Origin of the sequence: Acinetobacter vivianii, assembly GCF_014635885.1 — a bacterium.
Lineage (GTDB): Bacteria > Pseudomonadota > Gammaproteobacteria > Pseudomonadales > Moraxellaceae > Acinetobacter > Acinetobacter vivianii.
In genome coordinates this window covers 88,815-102,501 of the sequence record NZ_BMDR01000009.1, presented here as the reverse complement: position 1 = coordinate 102,501, position 13,687 = coordinate 88,815, and the positions used below count along the sequence as shown (strand labels likewise).

The following is a 13,687-nucleotide window of genomic DNA, read 5'->3' as shown; positions in this document are numbered from 1 at the left end:
AGGGAAAGCGGATTTTCATGTATGTGATAATTGTCACATAAAATATTTATTGTGTGACAATCATAAACATGAAGAAATTGTGGTGCTTTATTCAAGTAAAATGCATCAAAATATTACAAAAATACAAATAAAGTGTTTATTATTAACAAAATATCAATGGTCTAGGCCAGTTTTCTCATTCATTATTTGTCCAGACAACAAAATACATAGACAGGAGCTACGCAATGCGTGCATTAGTAATTTCAACACTCGTAGGGGCTGGATTGGTACTTTCTGGTTGCCAAACTACAGGTAATAACATCGGTGGCGTAGAATATGACAAATCTGCTCTAGGTGCATTAATTGGTGCAGCTGCAGGTTATGGCGTATCTAAAGGTAACGCAAATACAAGTAAACAAAACAACCGTGCTGCGGCAATCGGTGCTGTTCTTGGTGCTGCTGGTGGTTTATATCTCGACAATAAAGAGAAAAAATTACGTGAGCAAATGGCTGGTACTGGCGTAGAAGTAGGCCGTAACCCAGATGGTTCTGTTCAGTTAATCATGCCTGGTAGCATTACTTTTGATACAAACAAATCAAACATCAAACCTAACTTCTACAGCACTTTAAACAAAGTAGCGCAAACTTTAGGTGAAGATAACAAGAGTGCGATTCTTGTAACTGGTTATACAGATAATACAGGTAACGATTCAATCAACATCCCATTATCTCAAGCACGTGCTCAATCAGTTAAAAACTATTTAGCTAACCAAGGCGTATCTTCTAGCCGTATCGATGCGCAAGGTTATGGTTCTTCTAACCCGATCGCTTCAAACGCGACTGCTGCTGGTAAAGAGCAAAACCGTCGTGTAGAAATCAGCATTTATGCAAAACAGTAATTTTTACTGATTTCTAAAAAACCACCTTCGGGTGGTTTTTTTATTGGGATTTGAAAAGGAATGTTTTGTCAAATGAAGAATACTTTTCTAAGAACTTTATCAACTGACTATTTGATTCTGACTAGACGGGCATTTGCATCCGAGGGTAGAGATACTCTGTATTCTAATTCAGCATTCGACTTAATATTTGCTTCTTGTGAATCTACAATAGTGGGGCAAAGACTATTTTTGCTAGTCTCAAGTCTAAAAATATATGAATCAGGTTTTAAGAAAATTGTTGCTTGTTCATTTTGTTTGAGTGAAAAAGATTTTTGATTATTAATATATAGATCATATGAGCAACCAAAGCCTGTTAGTCCTTTATCCCGGAAGAAAACAACTTTAGCCTCAATACTATTTTTATGTTCTGTAAAATACGTTTGTTGATAGATTCTTTGGGGAGGCACAACATTTGCACTTTCAATTGTTGTGGGGGTTGTTGCACAAGCAGAGAGAGCTGTTATTAGGGCAATTACCGCTAGAAATTTCATGTCAAATCCTTAATAAGTATAGACGTTTGAAGCTAATCTTGATTTATTTTTGAGTCAAAAAGCTATTTTAAGATAATTAAAATCAAGATACTAACTATACTTTTTATGTTGAGCGACAATCAGTGTCGTTATTAAAAATTGAAACATCATAATTTATACATATCCCTAGATTTACTATTGGGATTCTAAAACATAGATGTCTATAATTGTGCTCGAAAAATCAGGCTCGGAAACGAGAGAGGAATAACCAATGTCATCTGCCAGTCAACTTAATGACAAGCAACTTGAAGCCATGAAATATGTTCAGGGGCCTTTGTTGGTACTCGCAGGTGCAGGTTCGGGTAAAACTTCAGTAATTACCCGAAAAGTGGCTTTCTTGGTACAACAATGTGGTATTCCAGCCTATCGTATTACGGCAATGACCTTTACCAATAAGGCTGCACGTGAAATGAAAGAACGTGTAGGTAAATTACTTTCACGTGAAGAGGCAAAAGGACTTTCGGTTTCGACCTTCCATACTTTTGGTTTGAATTTACTTCGTCTTGAATTAAAACATTTACCGCTTAAAAACAACTTTTCTATTTTAGATGCGGATGACTGTAAGCGAATCCTGATGGATTTGATGCAGCGCGATAATTTGTCAGGGGCAGAGAGTAAAGAACTTCTTGCCAAGGCAATGAAGAAAATTTCAGACTGGAAAAACGATCTTATCGTTCCAGAACAAGCACATTCAACTTGTGAAACGGTTGAAGATGTCCAGTTTGCACATCTTTATCAGCTCTATGAGCGTAACTTACGTGCCTATAACGCCGTAGACTTTGATGACCTGATCGTGATGCCGACACGTTTGCTTCAGGAAAATGCTGAAGTACGTGACAAATGGCAAAACCGCGTTCGCTATTTACTGGTCGATGAATATCAGGATACCAATACTGCGCAATATACCTTGGTTAAGCTGTTGGTTGGGGTGATGGGGCAGTTCACCGCCGTAGGTGATGATGACCAGTCCATTTATGCATGGCGTGGTGCAAAGCCTGAAAACATGGCGTTATTGAAGGATGACTTCCATAATCTTAAAGTCATCAAACTTGAGCAGAACTATCGTTCAACCAGTCGTATTCTAAAAGCGGCCAATGCCGTGATTGAGAACAACCCGCATATTTTCGATAAGAAATTGTGGAGTGATAAAGGTCATGGCGAAACCATTCGTGTCATTACCTGCTTAAATGACGATGATGAAGCAGAACGCGTGGTCAAAGATCTGATCACGCACAAATTGATGAACGGTAAAAACTGGAAAGATTATGCGGTGCTATATCGCGGAAACTTCCAGGCGCGTGTCATTGAAACCCAATTACGTCAGATGCAAATCCCTTATAAACTGTCGGGCGGTCAGTCTTTCTTCGCGCGTGCAGAAATTAAGGATGTGATGAGTTATTTACGTCTCATCATTAACCCGGAAGATGACAGTGCATTCTTGCGTATTATTAATACGCCAAAACGGGCGATTGGGCCTGTGACTTTGGAAAAGCTGGGTTTATTTGCCCAAGAAAATACCTTGTCTTTGCTAACAGCATCTTCTGACCAGCGCTTAAGCATGGTGTTACCGAAGAAAGCAGCTACACAATTGCATGAGTTTGCTGATTTTATCGCGACATTTACCCGTGAGTTACTTGATGATGATGAGCCGATGCCAAAGGTTCGTCAGATGATCAATGAAGCTGGTTATATCGATTATATTCGTGAACAGGCGGCAACACCTGCTCAGGAAAAAACCAAGCTCGATAGCATCGAAAGTTTATATAGCAGTATTCAAAACTTATTGAATCGTACGGACGATGTCGATGAGAAAAATATTGAAAGCGTGATTCGTAAGCTGGTACTGCTGGATATGCTTGAGCAGCAACAGGAAGAAGAAGATACTGATAAAGTGAACTTGTTGACTTTGCATGCGGCAAAAGGTCTGGAGTTCCCTTATGTGTATATGATTGGTCTGGAAGAAGAACTATTACCACACAAGAACTCGATTGCATCGGAAACCATCGAGGAAGAACGCCGTTTGATGTACGTGGGAATTACCCGTGCGCGTCAAGGTCTGACTTTGACACTGGCAGAACAGCGTAAGAACGGTGGACAAATGCGTCAGATGACGCCAAGTCGCTTCTTGGATGAAATGCCACAAGATGATCTGGAATGGCATGGCCGTAAAAAGAAACTGGCGCCGAATGTTGATCCAAAAGAGCAGGCGCAGCAGTATCTTGCCAATTTAAAAGCATTGTTGAAACGATAGTTTTTTGTGAAGCGATATATTTTTATTACTTTTCTATCATTGCTGTTTTTTAGCCAAACCGTAACAGCAGAAGAAACCTATTTTACTGCAAAAGGTTTTGAAAATGGAAAAGTTCTAGTATTTCGTGGCAAATATGCAGAAGGTATAGTCAAGTCGAATTATCCATATTTATTGAGAATTTATTGGCATTACTCAGATATTAATAAGAGTGGAATGCCTGATTCTCCAACAATGGGTGCACAATTTGATTTTGAAGAAGATATTTCTAAATTAGATACCAAAGATCTAGGCCAACTAGTTTTAGTTGTAACTGGAAACTCTAGAAAAGAATGGGTCTGGTATGTAAAAAATCCGATTGTTTGGAAAAAGAAATTCAATCAAGTTTTAAAGGGTAAGAAAATTTATCCAATAAAAATTGTTGAAACTTATCAACCAGATTGGGATTTGTATTCAAATTTTATGAGAAATTTAAAAGATTAGTTGATTACATATCTTCTAGTCTTTGGAAGTAGAAGTTTTATATTCGAAAGGTTAGCTTTATGAAAGTCCAAGTTAAAGTATTAGATGCACGTTTAGGTCAAGAGTGGGCTTTGCCTTCTTATGCAACCACAGGTTCAGCAGGTTTAGATTTACGTGCATGTTTAGATGCAGCGATTGATATTGCGCCAGGTGAAACTGTTTTGGTTAAAACTGGTTTGGCGATTTATATCGAAGATCCAAACTTTGCTGGTTTGATTTTGCCTCGTTCAGGTCTAGGCCATAAACACGGTATCGTTTTAGGTAACTTGGTTGGCTTGATTGATTCAGATTATCAAGGTGAATTGATGGTATCTGTCTGGAACCGTGGTCAAAATACATTCCGTTTAGAACCAGGTGAGCGTTTGGCACAATATGTTCTTGTACCAGTCGTACAAGCTGAGTTTGAACAAGTGAGTGAATTTGTTGCAACTGAGCGCGGTGCTGGTGGTTTCGGACATACGGGCAAGCAATAATTTTCCGGTAAATATCACTTAAAATGCAATGTTTTACTGGAAAACATTGCATTTTTCATATTGATTGTTTGTTTAAAGTATATTACAAAGCAACTGATTAATTATTTTAATTTTTCTGAACAAGGGTTAATTAATTACTTAATAATTTCGCCATTTTTGAATAATCGAATGATTATAAAAATAGGGGCTTGCTGTGAATATACAACAAACATTTCCTTTGAATATTTTTCGTGCTTATGATATTCGCGGAAAACTTTCAAATCTCACGCCAAATATTATTTGTTCAATTGCCCACGCCTTAGCTTTACAATATAAAAACGCTGGACAGAATCAGGTTGTTGTTGGTTATGATGCGCGATTAACCAGCCCTCATTATGCTGAAATTATTCAGCACGCGCTTCAACAAGAAGGTCTGCAAGTGACCAGTATTGGTTGCTGCTCATCACCGATGATGTATTACATTGCCCGTGATTTTGGTGGGAATGGCATTATGGTGACTGCAAGCCATAATCCAAAGTCTGATAACGGAATTAAGTGGATTGTCAAAGGAGAGCCTCCGAGTCCTGAAACGATTCAATCCGTTGGTCAACTCGCGCAAATTTCTCTACCGACTGCCAAAGAATATTTTTCCTCAGATATCCGCTCGCATCACACTATTCCGCAATATTGTTTACAGTATCAACACGCATTAATTGATGATATTCAATTGGCTCGACCGTTAAAAGTTGCTCTTGATGGTTTACATGGTTCAGCAGGCCATTGTGCAAAACTGGTGCTGCAACAGTTAGGTTGTGAGGTGTTTGCATTACGTTGTGAAGCCAATGGACATTTCCCCGATCATGCACCAGATCCTTCTCATGCTGAGCATTTAAAGCAATTGCAGGCAGCGATTTTGTCACAACAGGCCGATCTTGGTATCGCCTTAGATGGGGATGGTGATCGTGTCGTTTTGCTAGATGAGCAGGCCACGATTATTAGCCCTGATCGCTTGCTGTCCTTATTTGCACAGATATGTTTACAGCAGCATCCACAAAAAGAAATTGTTTTTGATGTGAAATGTTCGCGTATGGTGTCTGACACGGTTCAGCAACTTGCGGGACAGGCTAAAATGATCCGTACAGGAAGCAGTTTTTTACGGGCTTATTTATCTCAATCCAAAGGTGCTGCGGTCTTTGGTGGCGAATATGCAGGCCATTATGTCTTTAACGACGGACGTGGTTATGGCTATGATGATGGCCTCTATGCGGCTTTGCGTGTGATGGAATACCTCACACAATCAACAGCAAAAAGCCTGTCTGAATTATTAAGTATTTATCCTGAACGTTACTGCACCGAAGATACTTATATCAGCACGCATGATGCCAATCCGAAACAGGTTTTAGATGAGATTGAGATTTTAAGTCACCGTTTAGGTGCACGTTTAAGTAAAATAGATGGTGTAAGACTTGATTTTGATGATGGTTTTGGCATTATTCGAGCATCAAATACTGGTGAATATTTTACCGTCCGCTTCGATGCAGACAATCCGGATCGGTTAGTTGAAATTCGCCAGACATTTGTTGCTATGTTGCAAGACCATTATCCACAGATTGCGCAAGAACTCGCACAGGCTTAATAAGGAGAGACGCATGCCACATGAACATATCGGCATTGATAAAGCAAAAATTTTGATTGAAGCTTTGCCGTATATCCAACGATTTGCAGGAAAAACGTTGGTTGTAAAATATGGTGGTAATGCGATGACTGATCCGGAATTGGAAAGTTCATTTGCCCGCGACATTGTGTTGTTAAAAACGGTAGGTTTAAATCCGATCGTTGTACATGGCGGTGGCCCACAAGTTGATTCATTATTAAAACGTTTAGGGCAAGAATCTGACCGTATTGATGGCATGCGTGTCACCGATGAAGCAACCATGGAAGTGGTTGAGATGGTACTCGGCGGTAGCGTCAATAAATCGATCGTTAACCTGATCAATAAACATGGTGGTCGTGCCATTGGTTTAACGGGTAAAGATGGCAATTTGCTGCGTGCACGTAAATTGTTGATGGAAAAACAGGAAGCAGATGGTTCCGTTTCACAGATTGACTTGGGCATGGTTGGCGAAGTCACAGGTGTAAAAACTGACGTCCTTGAAATGTTTACCCAAAGTGATTTTATTCCTGTTATTGCGCCACTCGGTGTAGATGAGGATGGCAATACTTATAATATCAATGCTGACCTTGTGGCTGGAAAAGTTGCAGAAGCATTAGGTGCAGAAAAACTGATTTTATTGACCAATATCACTGGTGTACTGGACGAAAATAAAAACTTGTTAACGGGTCTGACCACGCAAGAAGTTGATCGTCTGATTGAAACAGGTGTGATTTATGGTGGCATGATTCCAAAAGTGGGTTGTGCACTGGATGCGGTAAAAGGTGGTGTGGTCAGTGCGCATATCGTTGATGGACGTGTACCACATGCAAGTTTGTTAGAAATCTTTACTGATCATGGTGTGGGTACTTTAATTACCAATCGCGTCAAGCATTAATTCTGCTGATGAAAACAAAAGGGGCCTTAATTCGGCCTCTTTTTTTCGTCATGTGTTGTTCATGTTTTAGTCATCTCAATGTCATTTAAGCAATTTAAGGTAAATCTAGCCATAAGGAGCTTTCATTATGCTAGAAAAATTAAATCAATATCGCCAGACATTGACTTTACCTTTACGCCACAAACCAGCTCAAAACCAGTTCCGTTTTGAATGGGTGGATAATTTAAAAGAATTACAAGATGTACAACGTTTTAGAGCTACACAATTTAGCCATCAATTTGGGATGCATTTTGAAGATGGTTTAGATCAAGACCTTTATGATTTTGGCTGTGAACATGCCGTTTTACGTGAGAAGTGGACAGGTGAAATTGTTGCCTATACCCGATTAAAATTATTTCAAGGCCATGAAATCGGGCAGAGTTATAGCGCTCAGGAATTCGAAATTGTTCCGCATTTATCACATTTACCGAGTGTTTTAGAAATTGGTCGAACTTGCGTTCACCCTCAATTCCGTTCTGGTAAAGCACTTTCCATGCTGTGGTTGAATCTGGTGCCTAAAGTATTATGGTCAATGCGTGCCAAATATTTAATGGGCTGTGTCAGTATTCATTTAGACGATAATCTGGCGCGTGCTTATTACACCCATCGCCAGATTCAGCAATTGGGTGAGCATCAAAGTATTGATATCCGTTCAAAGCGTATTTTTGAACCAGAACGCCCTGATTATAGTTTTCCGCAAGATGAACGGATGCCAAAATTATTTCAGACCTATCTAGGTATGCAATCGAAACTTTCAAAACAGGCATTTTATGATGAAGATTTTAAATGTCTGGATTATTTTGTGTTTTTGGAAGTGAATAAGATCGCCATGTCTTTTGTCATGAACAAAATGGTGCAACGTTAGTCTTATATCATTCCTCGTCCAATAGTGAGCACATATTAAGATTTACAAGCGATCTCAACCTCATGCACAATAGGCGTAGATGTTAGATAGTTAAAAGATATGTGCCAGCTATTAGGAATGAATTGTGCTACCCCGACAGATATTACCTTTTCGTTTCGTGGGTTCTCCCAACGAGCAGGGGTCACGTCTGATCATTGTGATGGCTTTGGTATCGCATTCTTTGAAGACAAAGCCTGCCGTTTGTTTGTCGATAATCAATCGGCGGTAGAATCTCCAATTGCAGATCTGATTCGTAACTATCCGATCAAGTCTCGTAATGTCATTGCCCATATCCGTAAAGCGACACAAGGCAAAATCAACTTAGAGAATTCACATCCTTTCTTGCGTGAGTTATGGGGCAGACACTGGATTTTTGCCCATAATGGCGATTTGCATGACTTTAAACCTGAGCTTAGCGGGCGTTTTGAACCTGTCGGCAATACAGATAGTGAGCTGGCATTTTGCTATTTACTAGATCAGATGGTTGAGGCATTTGGCTATACCGAGCCAAGTTTAGAAGAGATCTTTTCACTATTAGAGCGTATTTCTCCACAAATTGCAGAGCATGGAACGTTTAATTTCTGCTTGTCGAATGGTAAGGCTCTGTATAGCTATGCCACTACTAAACTGCATTGGTTGGTACGTGAATATCCTTTTCAACATGCACATTTAATTGATCTGGACGTAGAGGTCGATTTTAGTCAGGTCACGACACCTGAAGATCGTGTGGCGGTAATTACCACTGAGCCTTTAACGCATAACGAAGCATGGACTGCATACCAGCCTGGGGAAATGATCTTATTCCAGTGCGGTAAACCGATTTTGCATGCTTTAACACGAGTAGAGCGTTTAATCCGAGAAGCTGAAAATCCTGCATTAAAACGAATAACTAAAGCAGATCAGTATTAATATAGAAGATATAACCAGAATATATGTTTGAACTGTTTTTTATTAAAAAATTAGTTCTCATTGTTCTGGTTATATCAATAAAATTAGATAGATAGTTTTTCTTGTTGGTTAAAAAATACTTGAGTGTTTTGGTCGGTGAAAATATTAAATTAAATATAAAACAACAGCTTATTTTATTTTATACATAAAAACTGCAAACCTGACAAAAATGCTGCGTTTTTATTTAAATCTTTTGTCGATATTATATTTGTATTCAATAAATCAAATATGGTTTGGGGTTTGATATGGGGATGAAATGGTCTGTCGAATATAATACAGGAATAGAAGTAATTGATGATCAACATCGTCGTATTCTAGATTATATTAATGAAATTGATGAATTAAAAGAAGACGATGACCGTGCGAAGTTAAAGGGGATTCTGGATAATATTATTGATTATACCCAGTCTCATTTTACCTTTGAAGAAAGTTTGCAGGAAGAAGCGAACTATAAGTATCGTGTACCACATAAGCGAGTACATGACTTATTTATCAAAAAGATAGAGACTTATCGTCAGCGTTTTGAGTTGGGGCAGGAAATTGATAGTGAGTTGCATGAAGCACTATCAAAGTGGTTGATTAATCATATTCGTCATGATGATGCCGATTATGTTGGTGCTGTCAAAGAAAATATGATTGGTATTATTAAAGAAAATGAAAAGAAAAAAGGGAAGAACTGGTTTTCTCGATTCTTCTCATAATAAAAAGATAATAAAAAAAGATCCCTTGTTATAAAAAATAATAAGGTTGGTATGAGTGATATACAAGGGATCTAATTAAAAAATAATAACTGGTGCGCAGCAAATCATCTTGACTGGGTGATTTGCTTTTTTCTTTCGATATCTTTTGTTTTGATTTTCAAGCGTGAGAAAGGCAAAATAGATTGAATATTTCATTGCAAACACCATAAAGCGCAATGAGTTCAAAGATTTTTCAAGGAATGCATTATGCAGGACACAACTCTGTCACGCTGGTTTGCCCCAGTGATGGCGTTTTGCCTATCTTTTGTCATGATTACCACATTGGCACCAACTGTAGGTATCCAGATTGATCGTCAGTTCGATTTCTGGTTGCTGTGGTTAGGCACCATGATTTTATTGGCACTGCCAATCGGTTATCTTGAAATCGCTTTAGCAAAGCGTTCGCAAACGACCGCATTACAAGCACTTTCAAGCCTTACACGTGATGCTGATGCTTCACCAAGATGGCGTGTTGTCGGTTGGTTAGCAGTTGTTTTCGTCCCGTTTTTTGCTGGTAGTGTATTAAATACTGCAAGCCATGTGGTGAATGAACAACTGGCATTAAATATTTCGAGCCAGATTCTATTCGCGATTCTTGCTGTTGTTGCATTTGCACTTTCTTTTATCCCTCGTCAATTCCTCATTGCTTTGACAACCATCGGTGTCGTTGCTGCGTTTATCCTTGCCAATGTGATGGGGACTCAGTTACAGGCATGGCACTGGACAGGTGTGGAGTTTAGCGAGTGGGGCAATGCGACAGTACTTGCCTTGGTCGCAAGTGGTTTAGGTTTGGGTTTATATTGGCAGAGTAGCCTAGCTGTGGTGAAAAAGCAGGAAGCTGCAACCACTTCAGTTTTACCGATTTGGATTGCTCAGCTTCTTGCCGTGATTGCATTTGGCTTCTTCTCTGTTCAGGCTCAGCTTCCTGCTTTAGCATGGGGTTTTGCTGCACTGATGTCGGCTGCCTTATTAATCCAGTTTGCAAAAGAGCAATTGGCGCAGCGCCAGCTGGCAGTTGTGGTTCAATGGGCAATTTTGCTTGTGGCGGTTGCGGTATGGGCAGTGCCACAAGTTGAGCAAATTTTTAATACCTTGTTGATGTTATGGGGTCTCATCATTTGCCTAGTCTATGCATTGTTTGCTGGCTGGATCATGAAGATCAGTCATCTACGTAAAGCGATGGGTTTTAGCAATGAATTGTTCTATAACATCTGGCGTATTGCGATCCGTATCATCTTACCGCTTTCAATTGTGGTCGCAATTATTGCGGTTGTTGGGCAAGTGATCTAATGGAACAGGCAAAACAAGTTTGGGTGGCTTATACAACGCCTGAACAGCAATTTCATCTTACTGTTGCATTCAGTGAGGGAATGACGGCTCAGCAGGCAATTGATGCCAGTGGCTTAGCCGAGCAGGTGAGCCTGCCAGAAGTTTTACACTTGGGGATTTTTGGCAACAAGATTGAAGCAGAGACTTTGCTACAAGCTGGTGATCGTGTTGAGATTTATCGGCCTTTGACCATCAATCCCAAAGATATCCGCCGTAAACGGGCTGAAAAGAATCCTGTTGGGCGATTTATTAAAGGTAATCGTTTTAGACCATCAAGCTAATAAAGAAAACCCCTCACGATTATCTCGATGAGGGGTTTCTTTTTACTGCAAAGCCGTTATAGTGGGGGCGCAGTCAAAATCGCTTCTTTTGATGCCGGTAAACCAGGTTGTGATTCTGGAATCGTATCTAAGCCTTCCAGACGTTCAACATTACCATTCGCATCAAAATAAATTTTCAAATGCTGGCCATGTGCCGCAGGTATTTTTGCTTTTTTGGCATAAGTTCCCGGGATGTAGTTATAGATATAGTCCCAACGTAACGGATTCAAAGGATCTGTAACCGTTGGACTACCAAGCAAGAAACGGACTTGCTGAAAGCTCATGCCCACTTGTACTTGAGATGCTTGTGCTTTGGTTAATGGTGTTCCCTGTGGAATATCGACTTTATAAACACCAAAGACTGAACAACCGCTAAGTACTGAAGTGACGAACAACGCCAGCATGATTTTTTGCATTTTGCTACACTATCCTGATAAATGATGATGCATTTGGTTCAAGGATAGATCATACTGCATCTAAACTCTATTGCCTATTCCAACTTAAGATTTGTTGAGAGACCTTTTTTTATGCCGATTTCCAATCAAGACTTACGCAAAGCTGGACTTAAAGTTACCCTTCCTCGTATTAAGATTTTGGAATTATTAGAAAATTCAAAACAACATCATTTAAGTGCTGAAGATATTTATAAAACTTTGCTTGAGCAGGGTGAAGATGTGGGTCTAGCAACGGTTTACCGTGTGTTAACACAATTCGAAGCTGCCGGTATCATTCAGCGTCACCATTTTGAAAACAACCATTCTGTTTTCGAAATCATGCAAGAAGATCATCATGATCACCTCGTTTGCTTGAACTGTAACAAAGTTGTTGAATTTACTAATGATATTATCGAGCAAGAACAACACGCTGTTGCTGATAAACATCAATTTGCTTTAACTGGCCATTCTTTAAACCTTTACGGTTATTGCAGTGATGCAGAATGCCAAGAGGCTTATCGTAAAAAATAAGCTGAGTTGAGTTAAAAATTTAAAGTTCACGAAAATTGAACAAATAAAAAGGGAAGGTTACAAAAACCTTCCCTTTTTTTAATGGCTTAGTTTGAATTATTGACCATCAAAGGTAATGTTGCGGCTGGCACTCAATAACTGGTCTGCGCCTTCTTCTGAAAGTTTGATGGTGAGACGTAGATCGTTTGGTGAGTCTGCATGCTTCAATGCATCCTTATAAGTAATCTGACCTGCTTTATAAAGGTCAAATAAAGCCTGATCGAAGGTCTGCATGCCTAGCTCGCGTGAACGTTTCATCAGATCTTTAATCTCATGAATTTCACCTTTACGGATATAGTCGGCCAGAAGCGGGGTGTTAATCAGAATTTCAATCGCAGCACGACGCGAATTGCCGTCAGGCGTTGGAATTAATTGTTGTGCCACCAATGCTTTTAAGTTCAACGACAAGTCCATATACAGCTGGCTATGACGATCAGCTTCAAAGAAGTGAATAATACGGTCTAAGGCTTGGTTGGCATTGTTGGCGTGCAGGGTCGCGAGTACCAAGTGACCAGTTTCTGCGAAGGCAATCGCATAGTCCATAGTTTCACGAGAGCGAATCTCACCAATCAGGATCACATCTGGTGCCTGACGTAGCGTATTTTTCAATGCCACTTCAAATGAATCGGTATCAATGCCCACTTCACGCTGTGTCACAATGCAACCTGCATGCTGATGCACAAATTCGATCGGATCTTCAATGGTAATGATATGACCTTTAGAATTCTGGTTGCGGAAACCAATCATTGAAGCGAGGGAAGTCGACTTACCTGTACCTGTTGCCCCTACAAAAATGATGATACCGCGTTTGGTCATCGCCAGTTCTTTCAGAACTTCAGGCAGTTTCAGGTCATCCATGGTTGGAATATGGGTTTCGATTTTACGCAACACCATGCCCGGCATATCACGTTGCTGAAAAGCACTGACACGGAAACGTGCCGTCTTTTCACGATTCATGATTGCGAAGTTGCATTCGCGTGTATCTGCAAATTCTTTACGCTGTTTGTCCGTCATAATGGACTGTACCAGCTGACCTACAATTTCCCCTGACAGCTTGGTTTTTGAAACAGGCACAATCTGCCCGTTAATTTTCATTGAAGGCTCAACGTCTGCTGTGACAAATAAGTCCGAGGCATTCTGTTGAATCATCAAATTGAGTAAATCATTAAAGTCCATGATATTTCT

The 13,687-nt window shown here is 39.8% G+C and carries 15 protein-coding genes; 12 read left to right on the top strand and 3 right to left on the bottom strand.

Annotated features, from left to right (window positions below; genetic code table 11):
- Positions 1–224: 224 nt before the first annotated feature.
- Positions 225–878 carry a YiaD family glycine zipper/OmpA-like lipoprotein gene (locus tag IEV36_RS16305; protein ID WP_005256388.1) on the top strand — a complete coding sequence of 218 codons (654 nt, stop codon included), beginning with the start codon at positions 225–227 and terminating at the stop codon, positions 876–878.
- Between the two features lie 107 nt (positions 879–985).
- On the opposite strand, the gene IEV36_RS16300 is transcribed toward IEV36_RS16305, so the two are convergent.
- Positions 986–1,408, bottom strand: coding sequence for a hypothetical protein (locus IEV36_RS16300; RefSeq protein WP_005256391.1), 423 nt, complete (start codon positions 1,406–1,408; stop codon positions 986–988).
- A 250-nt stretch (positions 1,409–1,658) separates the two neighbouring features.
- On the opposite strand from IEV36_RS16300, the gene rep reads away from it, so the two are divergent.
- The 10 genes from rep to IEV36_RS16250 all read left to right on the top strand — a co-directional run bounded on the left by rep (position 1,659) and on the right by IEV36_RS16250 (position 11,459).
- A complete protein-coding gene (gene rep / locus IEV36_RS16295) occupies positions 1,659–3,698 on the top strand; it encodes a DNA helicase Rep (protein WP_004655168.1) in 2,040 nt (679 codons plus the stop codon).
- 6 nt (positions 3,699–3,704) lie between these two features.
- Positions 3,705–4,178, top strand: coding sequence for a DUF695 domain-containing protein (locus IEV36_RS16290; protein ID WP_005256393.1), 474 nt, complete (start codon positions 3,705–3,707; stop codon positions 4,176–4,178).
- A gap of 59 nt (positions 4,179–4,237) precedes the next feature.
- Positions 4,238–4,690: a dUTP diphosphatase gene (dut, locus tag IEV36_RS16285; protein ID WP_004770966.1), complete on the top strand. Its 453-nt coding sequence runs from the start codon at positions 4,238–4,240 to the stop codon at positions 4,688–4,690.
- Between the two features lie 193 nt (positions 4,691–4,883).
- Positions 4,884–6,305: a phosphomannomutase/phosphoglucomutase gene (locus IEV36_RS16280; RefSeq protein ID WP_005256396.1), complete on the top strand. Its 1,422-nt coding sequence runs from the start codon at positions 4,884–4,886 to the stop codon at positions 6,303–6,305.
- Between the two features lie 13 nt (positions 6,306–6,318).
- The gene (gene argB, locus IEV36_RS16275; protein ID WP_004770969.1) at positions 6,319–7,218 is read left to right on the top strand and encodes an acetylglutamate kinase; all 900 of its coding nucleotides are present in this window, start codon (positions 6,319–6,321) and stop codon (positions 7,216–7,218) included.
- Positions 7,219–7,345: 127 nt separating this feature from the next.
- Positions 7,346–8,122 (top strand): GNAT family N-acetyltransferase, encoded by a 777-nt coding sequence (locus tag IEV36_RS16270; RefSeq protein ID WP_004770970.1) that lies wholly within the window; start codon positions 7,346–7,348, stop codon positions 8,120–8,122.
- A 99-nt stretch (positions 8,123–8,221) separates the two neighbouring features.
- The gene (locus IEV36_RS16265; RefSeq protein WP_032863849.1) at positions 8,222–9,070 is read left to right on the top strand and encodes a class II glutamine amidotransferase; all 849 of its coding nucleotides are present in this window, start codon (positions 8,222–8,224) and stop codon (positions 9,068–9,070) included.
- Between the two features lie 284 nt (positions 9,071–9,354).
- The gene (locus IEV36_RS16260) at positions 9,355–9,810 is read left to right on the top strand and encodes a bacteriohemerythrin (RefSeq protein WP_004770972.1); all 456 of its coding nucleotides are present in this window, start codon (positions 9,355–9,357) and stop codon (positions 9,808–9,810) included.
- 246 nt (positions 9,811–10,056) lie between these two features.
- Complete coding sequence (locus tag IEV36_RS16255; RefSeq protein WP_005256401.1) at positions 10,057–11,139, top strand: hypothetical protein; 1,083 nt, start codon at positions 10,057–10,059, stop codon at positions 11,137–11,139.
- The gene (locus IEV36_RS16250; protein WP_005256404.1) at positions 11,139–11,459 is read left to right on the top strand and encodes an RnfH family protein; all 321 of its coding nucleotides are present in this window, start codon (positions 11,139–11,141) and stop codon (positions 11,457–11,459) included. The genes IEV36_RS16255 and IEV36_RS16250 overlap by 1 nt, the downstream gene beginning before the upstream one ends.
- A gap of 56 nt (positions 11,460–11,515) precedes the next feature.
- On the opposite strand, the gene IEV36_RS16245 is transcribed toward IEV36_RS16250, so the two are convergent.
- A complete protein-coding gene (locus IEV36_RS16245; RefSeq protein WP_004770975.1) occupies positions 11,516–11,914 on the bottom strand; it encodes an outer membrane protein assembly factor BamE in 399 nt (132 codons plus the stop codon).
- A 111-nt stretch (positions 11,915–12,025) separates the two neighbouring features.
- Here IEV36_RS16245 and fur point away from each other — a divergent pair, with 111 nt between their 5' ends.
- Positions 12,026–12,463, top strand: coding sequence for a ferric iron uptake transcriptional regulator (gene fur / locus IEV36_RS16240; RefSeq protein WP_004770976.1), 438 nt, complete (start codon positions 12,026–12,028; stop codon positions 12,461–12,463).
- 96 nt (positions 12,464–12,559) lie between these two features.
- Here the strand turns inward: fur and IEV36_RS16235 are convergent, their stop codons facing one another.
- Positions 12,560–13,678 (bottom strand): PilT/PilU family type 4a pilus ATPase, encoded by a 1,119-nt coding sequence (locus tag IEV36_RS16235; protein ID WP_004770977.1) that lies wholly within the window; start codon positions 13,676–13,678, stop codon positions 12,560–12,562.
- Positions 13,679–13,687: the final 9 nt, after the last annotated feature.